General features: G+C 55.4%; 19 protein-coding genes. 13 read left to right on the forward strand and 6 right to left on the reverse strand.

Translation table 11 applies throughout. From position 1 onward, the window contains the following. The first annotated feature begins 114 nt into the window (after nucleotides 1-114). The 9 genes from lexA (at nucleotide 115) to der (ending at nucleotide 9,454) form a co-directional block, all read left to right on the forward strand. Nucleotides 115-756: a transcriptional repressor LexA gene (lexA, locus tag G9Q73_RS00660; RefSeq protein WP_177418030.1), complete on the forward strand. Its 642-nt coding sequence runs from the start codon at nucleotides 115-117 to the stop codon at nucleotides 754-756. Nucleotides 757-902: 146 nt separating this feature from the next. After that, nucleotides 903-1,592 (forward strand): urease accessory protein, encoded by a 690-nt coding sequence (locus G9Q73_RS00665; protein ID WP_177418031.1) that lies wholly within the window; start codon nucleotides 903-905, stop codon nucleotides 1,590-1,592. Nucleotides 1,593-1,745: 153 nt separating this feature from the next. Further along, nucleotides 1,746-2,831 carry a dual-specificity RNA methyltransferase RlmN gene (gene rlmN, locus G9Q73_RS00670; RefSeq protein WP_439654683.1) on the forward strand — a complete coding sequence of 362 codons (1,086 nt, stop codon included), beginning with the start codon at nucleotides 1,746-1,748 and terminating at the stop codon, nucleotides 2,829-2,831. After that, nucleotides 2,828-3,616, forward strand: a complete 789-nt coding sequence (pilW, locus tag G9Q73_RS00675; protein WP_177418033.1) for a type IV pilus biogenesis/stability protein PilW — start codon at nucleotides 2,828-2,830, stop codon at nucleotides 3,614-3,616. Before rlmN ends, pilW begins: the two co-directional genes overlap by 4 nt. Continuing rightward, nucleotides 3,616-4,638, forward strand: a complete 1,023-nt coding sequence (locus tag G9Q73_RS00680) for a RodZ domain-containing protein (protein ID WP_177418034.1) — start codon at nucleotides 3,616-3,618, stop codon at nucleotides 4,636-4,638. The genes pilW and G9Q73_RS00680 overlap by 1 nt, the downstream gene beginning before the upstream one ends. Before the next feature lie 104 nt (nucleotides 4,639-4,742). After that, nucleotides 4,743-6,014 carry a histidine--tRNA ligase gene (gene hisS, locus G9Q73_RS00685; protein WP_177418035.1) on the forward strand — a complete coding sequence of 424 codons (1,272 nt, stop codon included), beginning with the start codon at nucleotides 4,743-4,745 and terminating at the stop codon, nucleotides 6,012-6,014. 235 nt (nucleotides 6,015-6,249) lie between these two features. Beyond that, nucleotides 6,250-6,876, forward strand: a complete 627-nt coding sequence (locus G9Q73_RS00690; protein ID WP_177418036.1) for a YfgM family protein — start codon at nucleotides 6,250-6,252, stop codon at nucleotides 6,874-6,876. Beyond that, nucleotides 6,848-8,047, forward strand: coding sequence for an outer membrane protein assembly factor BamB (gene bamB / locus G9Q73_RS00695; RefSeq protein WP_177418037.1), 1,200 nt, complete (start codon nucleotides 6,848-6,850; stop codon nucleotides 8,045-8,047). Before G9Q73_RS00690 ends, bamB begins: the two co-directional genes overlap by 29 nt. Nucleotides 8,048-8,056: 9 nt before the next feature. Then, nucleotides 8,057-9,454 (forward strand): ribosome biogenesis GTPase Der, encoded by a 1,398-nt coding sequence (gene der, locus G9Q73_RS00700; protein WP_177418038.1) that lies wholly within the window; start codon nucleotides 8,057-8,059, stop codon nucleotides 9,452-9,454. 43 nt (nucleotides 9,455-9,497) lie between these two features. Here the strand turns inward: der and G9Q73_RS00705 are convergent, their stop codons facing one another. Together G9Q73_RS00705 and G9Q73_RS00710 are read right to left on the reverse strand one after the other, a co-directional pair. Next, the gene (locus G9Q73_RS00705; protein ID WP_177418039.1) at nucleotides 9,498-10,919 is read right to left on the reverse strand and encodes a Glu/Leu/Phe/Val family dehydrogenase; all 1,422 of its coding nucleotides are present in this window, start codon (nucleotides 10,917-10,919) and stop codon (nucleotides 9,498-9,500) included. A gap of 60 nt (nucleotides 10,920-10,979) precedes the next feature. Then, entirely contained in the window at nucleotides 10,980-11,741 is a 762-nt protein-coding gene (locus G9Q73_RS00710) for a pteridine reductase (protein WP_369408797.1), read from the reverse strand. A gap of 59 nt (nucleotides 11,742-11,800) precedes the next feature. On the opposite strand from G9Q73_RS00710, the gene G9Q73_RS00715 reads away from it, so the two are divergent. Beyond that, nucleotides 11,801-13,006, forward strand: coding sequence for a class I SAM-dependent methyltransferase (locus G9Q73_RS00715; RefSeq protein WP_177418040.1), 1,206 nt, complete (start codon nucleotides 11,801-11,803; stop codon nucleotides 13,004-13,006). On the opposite strand, the gene G9Q73_RS00720 is transcribed toward G9Q73_RS00715, so the two are convergent. From G9Q73_RS00720 to G9Q73_RS00730, 3 genes are all read right to left on the reverse strand, one after another. Next, a complete protein-coding gene (locus tag G9Q73_RS00720) occupies nucleotides 13,003-13,512 on the reverse strand; it encodes a thioredoxin family protein (RefSeq protein ID WP_369408798.1) in 510 nt (169 codons plus the stop codon). The genes G9Q73_RS00715 and G9Q73_RS00720 overlap by 4 nt on opposite strands. 115 nt (nucleotides 13,513-13,627) lie before the next feature. Further along, nucleotides 13,628-14,182 carry a thioredoxin family protein gene (locus G9Q73_RS00725; RefSeq protein WP_177418041.1) on the reverse strand — a complete coding sequence of 185 codons (555 nt, stop codon included), beginning with the start codon at nucleotides 14,180-14,182 and terminating at the stop codon, nucleotides 13,628-13,630. 175 nt (nucleotides 14,183-14,357) lie between these two features. Continuing rightward, nucleotides 14,358-15,317, reverse strand: a complete 960-nt coding sequence (locus tag G9Q73_RS00730; protein WP_177418042.1) for a complex I NDUFA9 subunit family protein — start codon at nucleotides 15,315-15,317, stop codon at nucleotides 14,358-14,360. 128 nt (nucleotides 15,318-15,445) lie between these two features. Here G9Q73_RS00730 and G9Q73_RS00735 point away from each other — a divergent pair, with 128 nt between their 5' ends. Then, on the forward strand, nucleotides 15,446-16,261 hold the full coding sequence (locus G9Q73_RS00735) for a sulfite exporter TauE/SafE family protein (RefSeq protein WP_177418043.1): 816 nt from the start codon (nucleotides 15,446-15,448) through the stop codon (nucleotides 16,259-16,261). Here the strand turns inward: G9Q73_RS00735 and G9Q73_RS00740 are convergent. Next, nucleotides 16,247-16,960 carry a hypothetical protein gene (locus G9Q73_RS00740; RefSeq protein WP_177418044.1) on the reverse strand — a complete coding sequence of 238 codons (714 nt, stop codon included), beginning with the start codon at nucleotides 16,958-16,960 and terminating at the stop codon, nucleotides 16,247-16,249. The genes G9Q73_RS00735 and G9Q73_RS00740 overlap by 15 nt on opposite strands. A gap of 342 nt (nucleotides 16,961-17,302) precedes the next feature. Here G9Q73_RS00740 and G9Q73_RS00745 point away from each other — a divergent pair, with 342 nt between their 5' ends. Next, nucleotides 17,303-17,752, forward strand: a complete 450-nt coding sequence (locus G9Q73_RS00745; protein ID WP_177418045.1) for an Rsd/AlgQ family anti-sigma factor — start codon at nucleotides 17,303-17,305, stop codon at nucleotides 17,750-17,752. A gap of 228 nt (nucleotides 17,753-17,980) precedes the next feature. Continuing rightward, entirely contained in the window at nucleotides 17,981-20,380 is a 2,400-nt protein-coding gene (locus G9Q73_RS00750) for a nucleotidyl cyclase domain-containing protein (protein ID WP_177418046.1), read from the forward strand. The last annotated feature ends 226 nt before the right edge of the window (nucleotides 20,381-20,606 follow it).

Genomic DNA, 20,606 nt, shown 5'->3' on the forward strand with positions numbered 1-20,606 from the left:
TGTATGAGCTCTGGTGGTTATTATTCTCAAATCCCTGTTCAAACTATCCTTCTCTTGCGCCATAATCGATACTGTATATAATAACAGTATGAAAATAACCACAGGTCAAGCCCGATGAAGTTGACGCCAAGACAGACAGAGGTTCTTGAGTTGGTTCGTTCTCACCTGGAGGTGACAGGTTTTCCACCAACCCGCGCGGAGATTGCGGAGGCTCTGGGTTTCCGTTCTGTGAATGCCGCTGAGGAGCATCTGCGGGCACTTGCGAAAAAGGGGGCCATTGAACTTCTGAAGGGCCGTTCACGCGGAATTCGGCTATTGTTGCCGGGCAAGCCGGATGAAGGCATGCCCGTGGTTGGCCGGGTGGCGGCAGGCAGTCCGATTCTGGCAGAAGAGCATATTGAAGAGCGCTACCCTTTCTCTCCGGAGCTTTTTCATCCACCGGCAGACTATTTGCTGAGGGTGTCGGGTGCGAGTATGCGGGATGTGGGCATTATGGATGGTGACCTGCTCGCAGTACATCGAACTTCTGAGGCGCACAACGGCCAGATCGTGGTGGCGCGTCTGGATGATGAGGTGACAGTAAAACGGTTTCATCGCGATGCTCTGCATCGGCATCTGGTGGTCCTGTTGCCGGAGAATGACGATTTTGAGCCACTAAGGGTTGATCTGCGGGAACAGCACTTAGTGATTGAAGGGTTGGGTGTCGGTGTTCTGCGCCAGGGACTGGAGGTTTCGAACCGTTTCAGGCGCACCTAAAAGCGTTGTACCGTATATACTGGGATCCAGGAAGTCTTTGAAATCATGGGCCTCCTGGGCGATTGCCGGCGCTGTGTAACTGCTGAGATCTACACGGGTCGTTGTCGCTGTATTGTCGATTTCGTGCAGGCAGGGGAGACGGTTAGGTGCTGGGAGTTCTGTTACTGGGGTTTCTGATAGGCCTGCAGCACGCGATGGAAGCGGATCATGTTGCTGCAGTCGCGTCCCTGGCAACTCAAAACCGTACACTCGCACAGACAGCCAGGCAGGGTGTTGTCTGGGGTTTGGGACACGCCTTGACGCTGTTTCTCTTTGCTGGCGTGGTGCTGGTTTTCGACCTGATCTTGCCTGAGTCTCTGGCTCGTACCCTGGAATTGACGGTGGGCGTGATGCTGATTCTACTGGGCGTTGATGTTTTGCGTCGTCTGATAAGTGAGCGAGTGCACTTTCACGCCCACAGTCACGGAGAACTGACCCATTTTCATGCCCACTCCCATCAGGGAGGTGGTGCGCATAATGCTGACCCGCATTTGCACAAACACTCCGAGCGGTTTCCCCTGCGGGCACTTTTTGTCGGCATGATGCATGGTATGGCGGGTTCCGCTGCGCTGATCCTGCTGGCGCTGGAGACAGTGGTGTCTCCTCTTGAAGGTCTGCTCTATATCCTGGTTTTCGGTTTCGGTTCAATAGCCGGGATGGGGCTTTTGGCGCTGGTGATCGGTCTGCCCCTGCGTCTCTCATCCCGTTCTCTCACATGGGCGCATAACGGCCTGAAAGGGGGGGTGGGTTTTCTCACGGTGGGGCTGGGCGCTGCTGTGATCGTGTCGGTCATTTAACGTTTTTTTCCGTATCCGCTGACGGTGCATCACACTTTGTCTGCACGGGTGGATGGAACAAATTGCCTGATTCCCCAGCTCCGGTTAAACTCGACAGTTGATAACTCCCGATTTTTTCACAAATATTCAGCTACGGAAAAACATTTGGAAGCGGTGCAAAAAACCAATCTGCTGGAGTTCGACCTTGAGTCGATGGAGGCTTTTTTTGTCGACCTGGGCTCAAAGGCCTTTCATGGCCGCAATGTGTTCAAGTGGATTCACAAACACGGGGTGGTTGATTTTACGGCCATGACCGATATCTCCAAACGGTTGAGAGAACAACTGGAAGCCGTGGCCGAGGTGCGTCTGCCAAAACTGGTTTTCGAACAGCCATCCCGGGACGGCACCCGCAAGTGGGTATTGGAACTTGAGGATGGCCAGCGCATCGAAACCGTTTATATCCCGGACGATGGGCGCAGTACCATCTGTGTCTCCTCGCAGGTGGGTTGTGCTCTGGACTGCTCCTTCTGCTCCACCGCCCAGCAGGGGTTCAACCGTAACCTGAGTGTGGCTGAGATTATCGGTCAGGTCTGGGTGGCGGCCCGGGAGCTGGGTCACTCCCCCACCAATGTGGTGATGATGGGCATGGGCGAGCCACTGGCCAACTTCGATCCTGTGGTGACCGCGATGGACATCATGCAGGACGATCTGGCTTACATGCTCTCCAAATACCGCGTGACCATCAGTACCTCCGGGATCGTGCCTGCCCTGCGGAAGCTGAAGGAGGTGAGCGATGTCAGTCTCGCCGTCTCCCTGCACGCGCCGGATAATGCGCTCCGTGATGAATTGGTGCCGATCAACCGGAAATATCCCCTGGAAGAACTGATTCCCGCCTGCCGTGACTTCATAGAAGGTGATAAGCGGCGCAAGGTGACCTGGGAATATGTGATGCTTGATGGGATCAATGACAGCATCAAACACGCCAAGGCGCTGATTCGCCTGCTTGAGGGGACACCCTCCAAGGTCAACCTGATTCCGTTCAACCCGTTCCCCGGCAGCGACTATAAAACCTCATCGCCGGAATGTATCGAGGCCTTTCGCCAACGGCTGAAACGCTCGGGTATTATTGCCATGACCCGCAAGACCCGTGGTGACGACATCGATGCCGCTTGCGGCCAATTAGTGGGTAAGGTGCGGGATCGTAGTCGCCGTGATCTCAAACGCAGGCAATCGCAGCCATTGCAGGTAAATCTCTCGTGAAAGGTATAGGTGTGCTGCCTCTTTTTAGTGTGTTGTCAGTGGTGTTGTTGCTGGGTGCCTGCGCCGGTCAGGAGACCAGGCAGGAACAGGATAATATTGGAGATCTGGGAAGGAGTACGCAGGAGAGCCCGGCCGATATATATTTACAGATGGGCATTGCTTATTTGCAGGATGGCCAACTGGCGATTGCGCTGAAGAAGCTGAAGAAGGGGCTTGTTATTGATACTGACAATGCCGAGATTCACAATGTAATCGCCATTTTATACGAACGTTTGGGCGAGATGCAATTGGCTGAAACGCACTACGGTACGGCGGTAAAACTGCAGCCGAAAAACCCTTATATCCATAACGCCCGCGGCAGTTTCTTTTGCAAACAGAAACGCTATCAAGAAGCGAAGGATGAGTTTGAACGCGCGGTGAGTAATCCGCTCTACCCCACTCCATGGGTCGCACTGGCAAATGCAGGAATCTGCGCCGAACGGGCTGACGACAAGACCCTGGCAGAATCCTATTACCGGCGGGCGCTCTCCAGCAAAAAAGACTATCCGCTGGCGCTCTACCAAATGGCGGAAGCCAGCCTGGATCAGGGGAACTATCTGCCGGCACGGGGTTATCTGGAACGTTACAATTCAGTGGCTCAGCCAACTGCAGGGTCATTGTGGCTTGGAGTGCGGATCGAGCATGCATTGGGTGGCCGGGAGCAGGCCGCTGCATATAAAAAGCTGCTCAGGGACAAGTTTCCGGACGCCCCTGAGGTTCAGCTCCTCAACAAAATAGAACGATAATGAGTGTGCTTACCAATAGTGAAACTGAGTCGGAAGCGGCAGCAGAGTCCATTGAGGGCCCTGGGGCGCGTCTGCGCAAGACGCGTCAGTCTCTAGGCTTGGACCAGTCGAAAGTTGCCGCCGAGCTTCATCTCAGTGAAGGAATGATCGAAGCGTTGGAGTGGGATGATTTCGATACCCTGCCCGATGCGGTTTTTGTCCAGGGTTATCTGCGTAACTACGCACGATTATTGAAGCTGCCGGAGGGTGAGATACTGGAAGCTTTTCTGGCCCTCTCTCCCGCTCAGCAGAATTATGGCTTTCCCGGCGGCAAGGTGGCGACAGTGGGGAAAGAGGTGCGCAGCAGCCATGGTGCTGTACGCATGATGACTTGGCTTATTGTGATCTCTCTGTTGGTGCTGCTGGGCATTTGGTGGCAGGGTCAGCTTGATTTGAGGTTGGGTGGTGATCCCGTTGATACCCTGGGTGAGATGGCTCCTGTCAATGAGTCATTGCCGGAACCACTGAATGATCCTGGCGTGTCAACGCCTAGCTCACTCCCAGTGCAGGAAGATGTGGCGCCTGATGAATCTGAAGAGGCTGTCGCAGATTCTTTGGAAGATGAGGTGCCGAGTGAGGCTGAAGCGGCCGAGACAGAGAACGTGGTGGATACGGACCAGGAGGCAGCGCAGGAATTTGTTGCTATTCAAGAGGAGGGCGCAGCGGAAGTCGTTGCGACGGTTGACGAACCGCCTCCGGCGTCTGTGGAGATCCCGGCTCCAGCCCCCAGCGCCCCAAAGGTTGTGTTTGAATTTTCTGAGCGTTGTTGGGCAGAAGTGCGTGATGCCAACGGCAAGGCGCGTATTTTTGGCGAGATTGCCGCTGGTACCACGCGTTTGCTTGATAAAGGCCCCGCCCCCTACACAGTAGTGCTGGGTAAAGCATCGGGTGTCAGCATAACCGTTGATGGGGTCGCTTATGACCTTGAGCCGCATACCCGGGCGAATGTGGCCCGCTTCAGTTTCGATCCGTCAAATTTGTAGTTTGGATTATGTGATTTCCCCCGGCACTGTGCCAGTCTGCGTCATCCGTGTTAATCTACGCGGTTTTAACCGTTCCACTTAGCGATTACCGGTAGTTCCAGCCGATGGCAAAAAACATCCAGGCAATCCGCGGGATGAAAGATATCCTGCCTGAGCAGACACCCCTGTGGCAGTTTCTCGAAGATACCGTGCGTTCGGTTCTTAGCCGCTATGGATATGGCGAGATGCGCATGCCCATCGTCGAGCTGACCGAGCTCTTCAAGCGCTCCATCGGCGAGGTGACAGACATCGTCGAGAAGGAGATGTATACCTTCGAAGATCGCAACGGGGATAGCCTGACTCTGCGTCCGGAGGGCACTGCTGGCTGTGTCCGTGCCGGTCTGGAACATGGCCTGCTGTTCAACCAGGTGCAGCGCCTCTGGTATCGTGGCCCCATGTTTCGTCATGAGCGGCCCCAGAAGGGACGCTATCGGCAGTTTCATCAAATCGGGGTGGAGAGCTTTGGTCTCGAAGGACCCGATATCGACCTGGAACAGATACTCATTACCCATCGTATCTGGCGTGAGCTGGGCCTGGATGGACTGGAGCTGCAGCTCAATACTCTGGGCACTGCGGAAGAGCGAACTGCCTACAAGATTCTGCTGGTAGACTATTTTCGTAGTCGTATCGACGAACTGGACGCGGACAGCCGCCGTCGTCTTGAGAGCAATCCGCTACGGATTCTGGATACCAAGAACCCGGATATGGCTACAGTGGTGAGCGATGCGCCGACCCTGATGGACCATCTTGGTGATGCTTCGCGCACTCACTTTGAAACCCTTTGCGCCGGTCTGGATGCGGCGGGGGTGGCCTATGTCATTAATCCGCGTCTGGTGCGAGGGCTGGATTACTACGCCCGCACAGTGTTTGAGTGGGTCACCACGCGGCTCGGTGCTCAAGGTACGGTTTGTGCCGGCGGACGCTATGATGGGCTGGTTAAACAGCTGGGAGGACGCCCCACGCCGGCGGTAGGTTTCGCCATGGGCCTGGAGCGGCTGATTGCCCTGCTGGAAGAGAGTGAGACAGCCAAGCGTCTGCCGTCGGTGGGCCTCTATCTGGTGATGATGGGTGAAACTGCGCAACGTGAAGGAGTGCAACTGGCTGAGCGCCTGCGGGATGAGCTGCCGGATCTGAGGTTGATTGTGAACTGCGGTGGCGGTGGTTTTAAGAGCCAGTTCAAGAAGGCGGACAAGAGCAATGCCCGTTATGCCCTGATCTTTGGGGACGATGAACTGGCCAATGGAGAGGTGGGTCTAAAGCCACTGCGTGGCGAAGGCGAGCAGCAGCAGGTGAAATTGAGTGAACTGGCGGGCATTATTGCCGGTCTGACAGCGTAAAATCACATTAGGAGGCTATCGGGTTTATCTGTTTGAAGCGACTAATCCGCAGGTTCGGATTGAACAGCAAAGCTGGCCCCGAAGGGTGCGAGGCAGGACGCCGAGCATCAATAGTGGATCTATTTAACGAATTCGATAAGCTGAGTTGATCGCCAACCAGGGATTTGCAGCCAAACAGTGTTAAATCCGATAGCCACTTGGTGGTGATTATTTTTGACTGAACAAAGGAAACCGGATGAGCGTTTACCAGACTGAAGAAGAGCAGGTCGAAGTGTTAAAAAAGTGGTGGCAGGAGAACGGTAAATCCGTAGTCGCCGGCGTGGTGATTGGATTGGGCGCCGTATTTGGCTGGCAGTCCTGGGGCGATTACAAAGAGCGGGTTGGTGGAGACGCCTCTGTCGCTTTCAACCAGATGATCACAGCTGTAGAAACTGGTGACAGTGATTCTGCCAGCAAGCAGGCAGAGCTATTGCGCCTGGAGTACGAATCCTCGAACTATGCGGTTTTCGCAGCGTTGGCGCAGGCGCGTATCAAACTCGAGGCAGGGGACTCCCCGGCAGCCCGCTCACAGTTGGAATGGGCTATAGATAACGCCTCTGAACCCGGTCTGAAACAGATCGCACAGTTACGGTTGGCGCGTATTCTGTTGAGCGAGGGCGACCTGGACGGCGCTGCCGTCCAAACGAAGGTCGATAGCGGGTCCTATGCAGGTGAATTTGCCGTACTACGGGGCGACATTGCCCTGGCCCGTCAAGATAATAACAGCGCCCGCGACGCCTATAGTCTGGCCCTTGCCAGTGGGGTGGGTAACAGCGCGCTGGTGCAGATGAAACTTGACGATCTGGCAGTGGAAACACCCTGAGGTCGTTATGAAGCGCGTCTGGTTTGGGTTCTTTCTGCTCTCGCTGCTGTCTGGCTGTAGCAGTCTCTTTCCCGCCAAGGATAATGCAGATCCACCGGCGGAACTTGTGGATTTCACTGCGGCCCTGGAACTTGAAACGCTATGGCAGCTCACGGTGGGCGGCACCGACGGTAAGTTTCTTGAGATCGCCCCTGCAGTTGCTGATGAACATCTCTTTATCGCAGACCCGAAAGGCCGGGTGGTGGCGGTTGACCGCCTCAATGGCAAACAATTGTGGAATGTGGAGACCAAGCTGCAGGTAAGTGGTGGCCCGGGTGTGGGCAATGGTCTGGTGTTACTGGGTACTGCTGAGGCTGAACTGGTGGCGCTTGACGCAGCAGATGGCAGTGAGAAGTGGCGGCGCCGGGTCAGTAGTGAGGTGCTCTCGGTTCCTGCTGCGTCCCGAGGCGTTGTGGTGGTGCGCACTGTCGATGGACGGGCGGCCGGGCTGTCGGCTGATACAGGAGCCAGCCGTTGGACCTTTGACCATTCAGAACCTGTTCTCACCCTACGTGGCAACAGTTCACCAATCATCAATGAAGACCAGGTATTCATCGGCTTTTCCAACGGTAAGCTTGCCGGACTCTCTCTGGATAGCGGCACTGCCAATTGGGAAGCAACGGTTGCCACCGCGCACGGGCGGACCGAACTGGAGCGGATAGTGGATATCGACTCCGATCCGGTGGTGGTGGAGGGTGTCATCTACGCTGCCAGTTTTCAGGGGCAGGTTGCGGCGGTTTCCGAAAGCAGCGGCGTGGTGCTATGGAGGCGGGATATCTCGGTGCACGCTGGTCTGGATGCGGATTGGAGACAGCTCTATGTCACTGACGACGAAGACTCTATCTGGGCACTCGAAGCGGGCAACGGTGCGACCCTGTGGCAACAGAAGGCACTTCGCGCAAGAAAGTTGTCGGCCCCCGCGATTATCGGCAACTATCTGGTAGTGGGAGATTACGACGGTTATCTGCACTGGTTATCCCAGGAAGATGGCCGCATGGTTGCACGCATTCGTGTGGGCAGTGAGGGTATTCGCGCCAAACCCCAGGTGGTGGACGACATCGTCTATGTCTTTGACGACAGTGGAAAGCTGACTGCATTGCGCATACGTCTGCCCGCAACGGAAACCCCCTGAGCCGAGGCCATGCTTCCTGTCATAGCACTTGTCGGTCGCCCCAATGTGGGCAAGTCCACGCTTTTCAATCGCCTCACCCGCAGCCGGGACGCCTTGGTGGCGGATCAGCCCGGTCTCACCCGTGATCGTAAATATGGCACCGGAAAGATGGGTGACAGCCCCTATGTGATCGTCGATACCGGCGGCATCAGTGGTGATGAAGGAGGGGTTGAGTTCCTGATGGGGCAGCAGGTGCGCCAGGCCATTGGCGAGGCGGATCATATCCTCTTTCTGCTGGATGCCAGAGAGGGCTGTACCGGCAGTGACGAGACGATTGCCGCTGAGCTGCGCCGCACCGGCAAGCCGATTACCCCGGTGGTGAATAAGAGTGAGGGTTTGGAGGTGGAGATGGCCACTGCCGACTTCTTCTCCCTGGGACTGGGTGAGCCCTCAGCGATTGCCGCAGTTCACGGTCAGGGTGTGAATACCCTGATCAACCAGGTACTCGACACCCTGCCACCGGTGGAGACGCCGGACGAGGAGATCAAGGGGACGCAGATCGCGGTGGTTGGGCGCCCCAATGTGGGTAAATCGACGCTGGTCAACTGTTTGCTGGGAGAGGCGCGGGTGGTGGCCTTCGACCAGCCGGGCACCACCCGGGACAGCATCTTCATCCCTTTTGTCCACGACGAACGTCCCTATACGCTCATCGATACGGCGGGTGTGCGACGGCGTGCGCGCGTCACGGAAGTGGTCGAAAAATTCAGTATCGTCAAAACCCTGCAGGCTATCGAGCAGGCCAATGTGGTGCTGATGGTGCTCGACGCTCATCAGGGTGTGGGAGAGCAGGATGCGACGCTGGCGGGTCATGTGCTGGAGAGTGGCCGTGCACTGGTACTGGTGGTGAACAAATGGGATGGCCTCACACCTGACCAGCGTGAGCATATGAAAGAGGAGATTGGCCGGAAACTGCCGTTTCTCGGTTTTGCGCGGCTGCATTTCGTCTCTGCTCTGCACGGTTCAGGTGTGGGTGACCTCTACCAGCTGGTGGATCAGGCCTATGAAAATGCCATGCGGAACATGGCGACGCCCGAACTGACCCGGTTGCTGGAGCTGCTGGTGCAGGAGCATCAACCGCCATCCGTGCATGGGCGGCGTATCAAGATGCGCTACGCGCATCAGGGTGGAAAGAACCCGCCGATTATCGTGATTCACGGCAATCAGACCCAGCATGTGCCGAATCCCTACAAACGCTATCTGGTGGGCCGTTTTCGCGAAGCGATGAAATTGATCGGGACGCCGATTCGCATCGAGTTCCGCTCAGGCGACAACCCCTACGAGGGCAAGAAGAACAAGCTGACCAATCGGCAGATACAGAAGCGCCAGCGACTGAAGAGACACGTCAAACGCCAGGATCGAAAAAAATAACAGTCAGGTGTCGCCCGACCCGCAAGCTTGATCGGACCTGCGGCTAGAACACCCCCAGATCTTGATAAGAGCGCGCCAGCTTGCTTACCGCGATATAATAGGCTGCGGTGCGGTAGTCCTCGATCTCCTCTTTACGGCAGCGGGTGTCGATGATCTCCTGTAGTGCCTGGCGCATACTGTCATCCAGACCCGAACACACCAGATCCTCCTCATTCGCCCCCTTCTCCAACTCACTTTTGATCCACTTCGGAACAGTCCGGTCGCTGGTCTCTTCCAGCGCTTGCAGGATATGACGCCCGCGGCTCTCATCGTAACGGCGTTCAAGGCGGCCGAAACGGATATGGGTGAGGTTCCGAATCCATTCGAAATAGGAGACCACGACACCACCGGCGTTGACATAGACATCCGGCAGGATGGTGATACCGCGGCTGCGCAGGATGCGGTCTGCCTCGAAGGTGATCGGACCGTTGGCGGCCTCGGCGATCAGTTTCGCCTGGATATTGGGCGCGTTCTCTTCGGTGATGGCGGCTTCGACGGCGGCCGGGATCAGTATGTCGCACTCCATCTCCATCACCTTGGCGCCATCCTCCTGAAAATCTGCCCCGGCAAAGCCCTGGAAGCCGCCGTGGGAACATTTATGGTAGAAGGCCTCCTCGATATGGATGCCGTCAGGGTTGATGAGCGCCCCGTCGTGTTTGATGATAGCGATGATCTTGGCGCCGTCCTCCTCAGAGAGAAACTTGGCGGTGTGGTAACCGACATTACCGAAGCCCTGGACGATGATGCGTTTCCCCTCCAGATCGCCATCCAGACCGGCCTCATTGCACTCCTCCCGATGTCTGAAAAACTCCCTCAGGGCGAACTGCACGCCACGTCCCGTGGCCTCGGTGCGTCCCTTCAGACCGCCGTGGGCGACCGGCTTGCCGGTGACGCAAGCCACATAGTTGATATCTTCCGGATAGAGATGTTTATAGGTATCTGCAATCCAGGCCATCTCCCGCTGGCCGGTGCCGACATCGGGAGCGGGTACGTTGGTGGCTGGATTGAGGAAGCCTTTGCTCGCGAGTTCCCGGGCAAAGCGGCGGGTGATGATCTGTAACTCATCCCGGGTATAGTTATTGGGATTGATGTGCAGTCCCCCTTTGGAGCCACCGAAGGGGACATCCACGATGGCGCACTTATAGGTCATCAGTGCTGCCAGAGCCTCCACTTCCATCTGATCCACTTTCTCGGAAAAACGGATACCGCCTTTCGATGGCAGACGATGGATGCTGTGCACTGCACGCCAGCCGGTGAACACCTCGAGGTGGTCACGTATCTTTACCGGGAAACTGACCTGGAGTACTGAGGTGCAACTCTTGATGGCGTTGTCGACCCCCGGTGGCAGATCCAGGATTTGCAGTGCCCGGTCGACCATGTGATCGATGCTCTGACGAAAAGATAGGCCGCCTGGGACTTCTGTCATTTTGGAAACTCCTGAATCGGGGAAAGAGTTTTGCTGTTTGAAGTCTAGTTGATGGTGCGGTTACTGCTGCAGCGTGCGGCCTCCATCGACAGGGATAATCTGGCCAGTGATGTAGCGAGCGTCCCGCACCAGAAACAGCAGGGTTTGGGCAATATCCTCAGGGCTGCCGGGGCGCTTCAGGGCCGTGCGGTTGAGGATCAGTTCCTTTTCCTCGGCATCCAGGCCCTGTTCCGGCCAGAGGATGGCGCCGGGTGCGATGCCGTTGACGCGGATCTCCGGTCCCAATTCGCGGGCCAGGGATTTTACCAGCATGGCGTTGCCCGCCTTGGCGATGGAGTAGATCGGATGGGCCTTGAGTGGCCGTTCTGCGTGGATATCCACCAGATTGACGATGCAGCCGTCAGACACTTTCAGCAGAGGGGCGGCAGCCCGGGAGAGAAAGAAGGGGGCCTTCAGATTGCTGCCGATAAGGTCGTCCCAGTCGGTCTCGGTGGCTGTTTCCAGCGGGGTCGGGTAGAAACTGGAGGCGTTGTTGACCAGCAGGTCGAGGCGGCCGAAGAGAGTCTTGGCCACTTCAATCAACAGTGGCAGATCTGCGGTTTCGTGCAGATCTGCCTGCGCGAGGGCGACTGATCCGGGGCGCTTGGTTTCAAGCTCCGCCTTTAGTCTTTCAGCAGCCTGGATGGAGTTGCGGTAGTGCAGAACCAGGTTCATCCCTTCCCGATGGAGGGTGCGGGCGATTTGGGCGCCGATGCGGTGGGCGCCGCCTGTGATCAGTGCGCACCTGCCGCTGAGTGGCGTGGTGATCGTTTTTTGCGTCACGCTCGTACTCCGTGGTTGAATGCGCCACTACTCTAACGCATTACCCCGGTTTCTACATTATGTCCGATTGTCTTCAGTCGCCGCACCACTCATCCCCCAACAGCCTGCCGTCCCCGGATGCCGCTGCACTGGCTGTCAGTGAACAGTTGGCGCGCAGGATTCGTGATGAAATGGAGCAGGCGGGCGGTGCAATCCCCTTCGATCGGTTCATGGAACTGGCGCTCTATGCGCCGGGGCTGGGCTATTATGTGGCGGGCAGCCGCAAGTTTGGCGAGGCGGGGGATTTTATCACTGCGCCAGAGATCTCGCCTCTGTTCGCCTGCTGTCTTGCCCGTTCTGCACAGCAGCTGCTGGCGGAGATCAACGGCGGGGCGATTCTGGAGTTCGGTGCCGGTTCAGGTCTAATGGCCGCCGATATGCTGGCCGAGCTCGAACGGCTGGATGCGCTGCCGCAGCGCTATCTGATCATGGAGGTCAGTCCGGAGTTACAGGCGCGGCAACGAGAGACCATAACCCGGCGGGTGCCGGAACTGTCGGCGCAGGTCGAGTGGCTGGATCATCTGCCGGATTCTTTCTCCGGGCTGGTAGTGGCCAACGAACTTCTCGATGCCATGCCGGTACACCGTTTTCGCATGCGCTCAGGGTGTGTGGAGGAGAGCTTCGTCGCCTGGGATGAAGCGGGATTTGTTGAGCGTTTCGAGACGGCTGTCAGCCCGGAATTAGACTCAACTATTGGGCGGATCCAGGCGACCAACGGGGAGTTGGCGGAGGGTTATGTCTCCGAGGTCAATCTGCGTCTGCATGGTTGGATGAAGGCTTTGGGAACTATGATGCAGCGCGGTGCCGTCCTATTGGTGGACTATGGCTATCCGCGCAGCGAATTCTTTCATCCACAACGCACCAGCGGTACCCTGATGTGCCACTATCGCCACCGCGCTCACCCTGATCCTTTTCGTTGGGTCGGTCTGCAGGATATTACCGCCCATGTCGATTTTACCGCTGTTGCAGAGTCGGGTGTTGCAGCAGGGTTTGAACTGTTGGGGTATACCACCCAGGCGCACTTTTTGATGGCCAGTGGACTGGATAGCCTTCTGGCGGGTTCGGATCCCAATGACCTGGTCAGTCACATGGAGCTGGTGCAGGGGGTGAAACGCCTGACCTTGCCTTCGGAGATGGGTGAAAGATTCAAGGTGTTGGGGTTGGGTATGGATGCCGGGCAGCGTCTCAGTGGTTTTAGCCTGAGGGACTTACGTGACCGACTCTAGGGTTGGACCTCTGATTTTGCAGTTTCCCGGGGCTTTAGCTGGACCAAAGCCTCGTCAATTGCGGCATCAAGGTAGAAGGAGAACATCTCCACCGTGTTGATGCCGATCATGCGTTGGCGTACCTCTGAGCCCTCCCCATTGAGAAACAGCAGCGTTGGGCTTAAATGGACATCGTATCCATGGACAAAATGGGAGGCATCCTCGCGTTGGCCCTCGAAGTTCGTGACGTCCTGGCCCAGGTCGATAAGGATTTCGCGCATGATGATCTTCTCTTCATACTCCCCGCTCAACAACATCGGATGCAGTATTTCCTGTTTCATCAGGTCGCAGAATGGACAGTGGTCCTGAGAAACCATCAGGAGAATGGGGAGTTGCCGCTGGATGGAGAGCCTGCCATCCTGCTGTAGATCGGTGGTGATGGGGATACGGATTTCCTCGGTGGAGAATGCCGGGCAAGAGAGCAGCAGAAAGAAGCCGGCAAGACAGCCGATTGTCAGGTTTCGCACGATATCTCCAAGCTGTCAGTGGGACGAACGCAGTATAAAGAAATCTACTCTCATCGTCCCGTAGGATGCCCTTGTGGAGATTATCTGTCAGTGATGAAATGACTAAACCATACTCTTAATATGGAAAAGACCCCAAGTTGACCGGTTTGGCGGATCCGGCGATAGCATCTGTCGGCAGCCCGATCTTCTGCATGGCTGTCCGGGAGTCTCTGAGCGCGCTGTCGAGTAGGTCTTCGTAGTTCTCCTTGCCGTTGAAGCCAGCGATGGGTGCTGTCAGAGGGTTGCCATTGGGATCGAGAATTACCACCGTTGGGGTGGCAAAGACCTTGTAGCGTCTGGTGAACTGGCGGCTGCGGATTCGACTGCCGTCAAAATCGGTGATTTTGCCGCCATTGCTGATGTTGTATTCCAGAATTGTGGCCTTTTTAGCGGCCTCTGGATCGGCGAGCATCGGTTTCAATACCTGCTCTTTGAGTAACTCGCAGTAGCCACAGCCATCGGCAGTGAATGCCACCAAAATCGGACTATCGGTCCTGGCGGCCTGCTCAGATACGGCCTCCCAGTCAGTGGTGCTCTTGAGTTCTGTTGCGTTGGAGACAGAAAAGACCAACAAAAACAGAAAGGCTAAAAGTAATCGAAACTGCATGATCATCCGAGTTATCAAATCCATGATTCACACATAAGAATATCATGAAGCTTTAATATATCAACTACTTCTCAGGGTTTTTGCCACTAACTGTGAAAGGGTTCATATCGCCGATATCTTTCTTTTCAGCTTGAGTGGATCGGTTTGAGTGAAACGGGAGGAGATGGTGCTACAGGCCCTGACATGCTATCGACTTTCCTTAACGGGCTGTGGTTGAACGATAGCGCTGAAAACGGCCACGATAATTTTTTCCGCCCAGATAGAGCGGCACAATTTCATCGATATCCTTGGGTTTGATACCCAGGTCGGGAAAACCATTTTCACTGCAGGTGCTATCCATTTGCAGGGAGAGGTAGTTGTCCTGAGAGAAAGGTTTACCGGGGAGGTGCTCCAGAAGGCGGGCTTGCAGTTGGGAGGTGCGGTCTCCCAAACCGACGACTCGCCGCTTCAGATTAAGCATCTGCGCGGTATAGAGGACCAACTCCCGCAGAGAGAAACTGCGTGGCCCGCAGAGATCGAAGTGTTTGCCAAAGGCGTGACGATTTTTCAAAGCCCGGCTGAATGCTTCAGCCACGTCGCCAACATAAACGGGTGCGAAGCGGGTTTCAGGGCAGGCGAGGGGGAACATGCCGGGTGTGAAGCGCAGTAGCTGAGCGAAGCGATTGAAGAAGCTGTCTCCAGGGCCAAAGATGACCGAGGGACGAAAACTGGTGACCTGCATAGAGGCGCTGCCGTGAGTGTGGGCGCGGTTTTCCCCCTCGCCTTTAGTGCGGAGGTATTGGCTGGTGCCGTTTGCCTCGCTGGCGTTTAATGCGCTCATGTGCAACAGTCGGGGAACCCCTGCGTCACGGCAGGCATCGACAAGCGTATCCACCAGTTCAACATGAATTTTTCGGAAGCTGCCCGTGTAACTATCCTCGTTGAGTATGCCGATGAGATTGATCACCGCATCGCAATCCATAAACTGCCCTGCCAACGCAGCCCGGTCGAAGATGTCGGCACTGACGAGTTCGCAACCAGGGTAGATCTTGAGATGAGAGAAACGTTCGGGATGGCGGGTAACTATCCTGCAGGCGGTGTCCGCTTTGCTTAGCCGCCCCACCAGATGTTGTCCAACAAATCCGCTTCCACCGAGGATACAGACACGAACATCCGCCATCACATTCTCTCCATCGTTTTTATACTTGTAGTTGGTGAATAATGGACCCGAACCGATAGTGGTTCAACTATCCTGTTTCTGTTTGATATTCATGAAATTCCCCGTAGCTGAGTGAAGCCAAGGCGCCGATGGAGAATCTAACCCTGACATTTGGACTCTATCCGACACTGCTCTTCCTTATTCTGGGTGGCGTTGTGGGTATAGTTGCCGGTCTGTTTGGTGTGGGCGGCGGCTTGGTGGTGGTGCCTGCACTGATATGGGGATTGCCACTGGTGGGGGTTGAGGTGGATCTGGTGGTTCATATCGCCGTGGGGACCTCACTCACAACGATAGTTTTTACCTCGCTGGCTGCTATTCGCGCCCACCAGAAACGTGGTGCTGTGATCTGGGTGCATGTCTCGCGATTGACCCCGGGCATACTGGTGGGCAGTTGGCTTGGAGGGATCGCCGCCGGCGCGATGGATGCGATTATGTTGCAGCGGGTATTTGGTACCTTTGCCGTCCTGGTGGCGCTGCGGATGTTTTTTCTCGGCAACGGCAGCCCTGTCTATCGCCTGACACAGGCGTGGTTGATGACTCTGGCGGGCAGCGGTATCGGCTTGGTGTCAGCGATCGTCGGCATTGGTGGCGGCACAATGACCGTGCCGTTGCTGCACGCCGGCGGGGTGGAGATGCGCAAGGCTGTGGCAACATCGAGCGCCTGCGGCCTGCCGATTGCGCTCGCCGGTGCCGCCAGTTTTGCGATAACGGGTTGGGCTGTGGAAGGGCTGCCGGCTGGGAGTACCGGTTATCTCTATTGGCCGGTTGGCCTGATCATCGTAATGACCAGTGTGCTGACAGCACCATTTGGTGCGGCATTGGCGCATCGGCTGCCGGCAGCGATTTTGAAACAGGTGTTTGCGATTTTTTTACTGTTGATGGGTACCCGGTTACTGTTGGGGTAGAAGCAACTGCCTCGATTGTATCGCGGAAGGACTGGGCAGCTGAATCGGCATTTTGCGAAAAAGCAGGAGTTGATTCTGAGTGCCTTTCAGCACCAGGCGTCCCTGGTCGTGGGCGAACACATAGGTCTGGGTTTTGTTCGACTTGGGGTCGTGAATCAGGAGTTGGTTCTGCCCGACTCTGTACTGTCCATCCAGGTAGTGATCGCGGTTGGCATAGATTCGGAAATGACCGTATGCAAGAATCAGAACCTTTCCATCCTGTCCTTTCCAGACGCCATCCAATGGAGACTGGGACACGTTGAGCAGTTGAGTGGCGCTAGCAGGCGCAGTTTGCTGGTAAGGCTGAGCGTTGGGTGTGGCAGGTGTAGCACCTCCAGTGATCTGGTTCCCCAGGTTCTGCAGCTGTTCCTGTCCGGATTTGGCCAGAGCGGGGGCCTGCGACATCATGCCCTGCATTGGCTGTTGCGTAACAGATGGCATAGCTGGTGTAGCCATGCCTGGCATCATCTGCTGACCTGGAATCGTACCCCCCGGCATGGTGTAGAGAGACCAGGGTGCGGGGGTCATATTCTGCCAGCTGTTGAAGGGCTGAAAGTTGTTGCCGGAGGACCAGTTGGCCCCGTCATTCTGGTTGCTGCCCTGAGACTGATTGGCAATCTTTCCCATCGCATCCATCATCGACAGCATTGCTCTTGCCATGGTGTTTGAGGTGGAGTTCCCACCTGCCATTACGAGCGGGGAGCAGAGGATGAGTAATAATAACTGTTTGTTGAATCGAAACATCTTTAGTCTGTGGTTTAACCTCAGGTCATCTCATTCTTGGACAGGGGTTGAGTGGCCGCGCCGCTCTTGTCAGGAAAGGCTAATGGTGGTTAGCTATGCGTAGAGCCGTCAATTGACTGCCGGAGCTGCTTTCTGTGATTCCGATACCGCAAATGGTAGCAGGGTTATGGGCAGATGATATGCCTGAATGGTTGAAAATAAGATGACAATAAATACCGAGACTCAAATTTGCTTGGGCGAGGGGAGAGAGTAGATTCAATGAACACGCAACAACGATCTGATGGAGAACGTCGAACCGGTACCCAGGGAATGATTGACAAACTGCTCGACGAGCGTCAGGAGATGCTGGTGCTTTTTTGTCAGGTGGCCGGGCTTGAACCCTATTCACGGACGGAGTCATTGGAAAAACTGCTGCAGACTTTTTGCCAGGTCCTGGTGGATTACACCGCCTTTGGTCATTTCGAAGTCTTCGGTCATATCAGTGACGGTTCTGAGAGACGTAGTCGTGTGATCAAGGTGGCCGAAGAGATCTACCCCGGTTTTGTCGAGGCTACAGAAGCTGCAGTGGACTTCAACGATAAATATGACCTTTCAGACCATGAATTGGAACTCGACAAGTTGTCAAATGACCTCTCTTCTCTGGGTGAAGAGTTGGCGATTCGTGTCGAACTTGAAGACCGGCTGGTTGCAACCATGTTGGCGCGTTGAGCTTCCAATCCCCAAAAAATGAGAACTTTCACTTAGTAATCAGGAATTCAAGTCACATTTCTGCGAGGATTCCCTACTTGTTGTCGATATAGATAGGGCGAAAATAGTAGATCAGTACCTGGAGTTGCTTGTCTGTCAAGGCAAATATTCTGAACTATTCAACATTTGCGCAACATTTATATGGAATTGGTGTAACATCCGCTCAGTATTAAAAACAGCTTGGTGGGTATGGGAAAGCGACTGAAAAAGCTGTTTCATTGGCAGCCTGGGCGTGCAGAGTTCCTGTCGCCTTTAAGGAAGCTTACGCGCCCGGTTTTGCCGCTGGAAAGATTTCAGATCGGCATAGATAACACCCACATCGACATCTTCCTGAGCCCGAAGATCAGCGCCACGGCCAGTGAACTTGTCAGACGCATAGTCAATGAGGATCTTGCCCGGAACAATTGGGGCGAGGTGGGACCAGAAGCCTCCAGCAAAGATTTTGACGCTTTCAGAGATGCCTACAGCGGTTTGATGGAATTGGTCGTAGAGCGGGTGCATGACCGTGCAGTGGCGACTGAAGTCATTCAACTGTTGCATATGTCGTTATTGAAGCTCCTGCTGGAGTTGCCTGGTCAGGAGATTAAACGTCTGCGGCATCAACTGCAGCAGGATTCCAGCAATTTCTCACCTCAACTGGCAGGACGATCACTGGAGCTCCATGAGCGGGCCGTGGCGCTCGCAAAGCTTGAACCCGGGGTCACCTATCGGACCCTGCGGCGTCTATTCAAGGTGGTTCAGCGACAGGAATCGACCAGTTTGCGCAAGATGCGCAAGTCGGTACTCGGTGCTTCCTGGATGGTTCCTAAGCTGGCACTCTTCAATCCCTTATTGCACCTGCCGAGCCTGACCTCAGAAGAGTATTTCATGAACCACTATCCATTGCTCTGCATGGATAATGGCGAACAGAATTTTTTTGCGCTTACCAATCAGATTGTCTGTGATCTGTTTCAGGATTATCTGCCCGAGTGGGCTGTTGCGGCGGATGAGTTATCCGAGCGTAATGTTCCCCAGGGGCTTCGGATTAAGGAGCGGGATACCGGAGAGGGGATCTCCGGCTTTCTTGAAGGGCAACGCCTGCTTGAACAGTCACTGCAGGATGAGGAATTCATGGTGCCGCGGACATCCTGGCTGGATGTCCCAGACAATATCGAACGCCTCATTCAACCTGTAGGCGGACATTGGCTTTTCGGGTCGATAAATAAAGCGCCTCAGCCCAATGCGCCATGGCATGACAAAAACTGGCCGGAATTCCAGCAGCGTCTTGCGAGTGAGTTGTTTCGGCGTTGTCTCAGGGCTGATATTACGCGCCGAGCCGTTGCCTCCTACCGGGCTCCGCGTCTCTATAGGCAGTTGGAAGGGCGCATACCTGTCCAGGAGGTCTACCAGTATCTGGCTGGTGTCATACCAAAAAGGAAACTGGTACGCCGGCTCAGCGCACTGCCCCAGAGTGAGAGCAGCAATGATATGGTCAAGGCGCTGGACATGGTATCCAACCATATTAGGCGCATGTCCACGGCCAAACAGCAGGAGTATGTGGTCCGCTATATCCGGGATTTTCTTGGTTTTCGACGCGACCTCAAGCTGGCCTATTTCGTGAACCGGGCAATGGCACGGCTGAAATTGCTCTCCTCGCCAGAAGATATCAAGCTTTCGAAAGATAACGGCAGCCTCTACGACTACCCGCTGCGTACCGAGGTGGAGCCGGATGAACAGAAGATCCAGGCGCATGTGATCATGAAGGCGGATCTGCGGGGCTCCACTGAAATTACCAAACAGCTGTTGGCCAAGAGACTCAACCCGGCCACTCATTTCAGCATGAACTTTTTCGGGCCGATTACCAAGCTGTTGAATGATTTCGGCGCACAGAAGGTATTTGTTGAGGGGGATGCGCTGATCCTGACCATTCTCGAATATGAAGGTGCGTCTCCCCAGTGGATGAGTGTGGCAAATGCCTGTGGTATGGCGCGCAAGATCCTCTCTGTGATGGATACGCAGAACACGCAGAATCGCATGCATAATCTGCCGGAACTCGAACTGGGATTGGGCATCGCTTTCAGTGAGGATGCGCCAGCCTACCTCTACGATGAGCGCCGCAAGATTATGATTTCTCCTGCGATTAATCAGGCTGATCGGCTCTCCTCATGTTCGGCTGAGTTGAAGCGCAACCTGCAGTGGTCGAGACACAAGGGCCACCGGGTGGAAGTGATGACAGCACTTGGGCAGGATAGCGAAGCGGGCAGATTGTTACGCTATAACGTCAATGGTATCGAGCTTGATTCACCAGCATTTTTTAAGCTTAAATCGGAGTTGGCGCTGCACAAAGTACGGTTACGGGATCGTGAAGGAGATTCACACTACTATCATGTCGGCCGCTATCTGGATCGCCACGGCACAACGCACTGGCTGGTGGTGCGCGAAGCGCCGGTGTTGCTCTGGCAAGGTGATGTTACGGCAGGCCCCGAGCCGCTTGGACGTCATTTCTTTGAAGTCGTCACTGAACCCAAACTGGTCGCCCGAGCCAAATCCAAACTCAGTTCAAAGCGTAAGGATTCACATAACGGTCGGCAGACGGGTTCTGCCGGGTAGTTCGTCAAGTCGGCCGGATCCTCAGTGTGGTGATCTGCCGAGACTCTCTTCCTCCGCTTGAATGTGCCCGCCCCGAGATAAGTGCATTTGCTGATTTTATTGCACCAAGAATATCCTCTGCACCTGATCATCAATGACAGTCGCTCCCTGATCCTGCCCCGTTATCACTATCCGAACCCCCTCTCTAATGATCTGCTATATGAATATCGCTGAATAAAAGTTTCAG

Origin of the sequence: endosymbiont of Lamellibrachia barhami (assembly GCF_011947365.2) — a bacterium.
Lineage (GTDB): Bacteria > Pseudomonadota > Gammaproteobacteria > Chromatiales > Chromatiaceae > QGON01.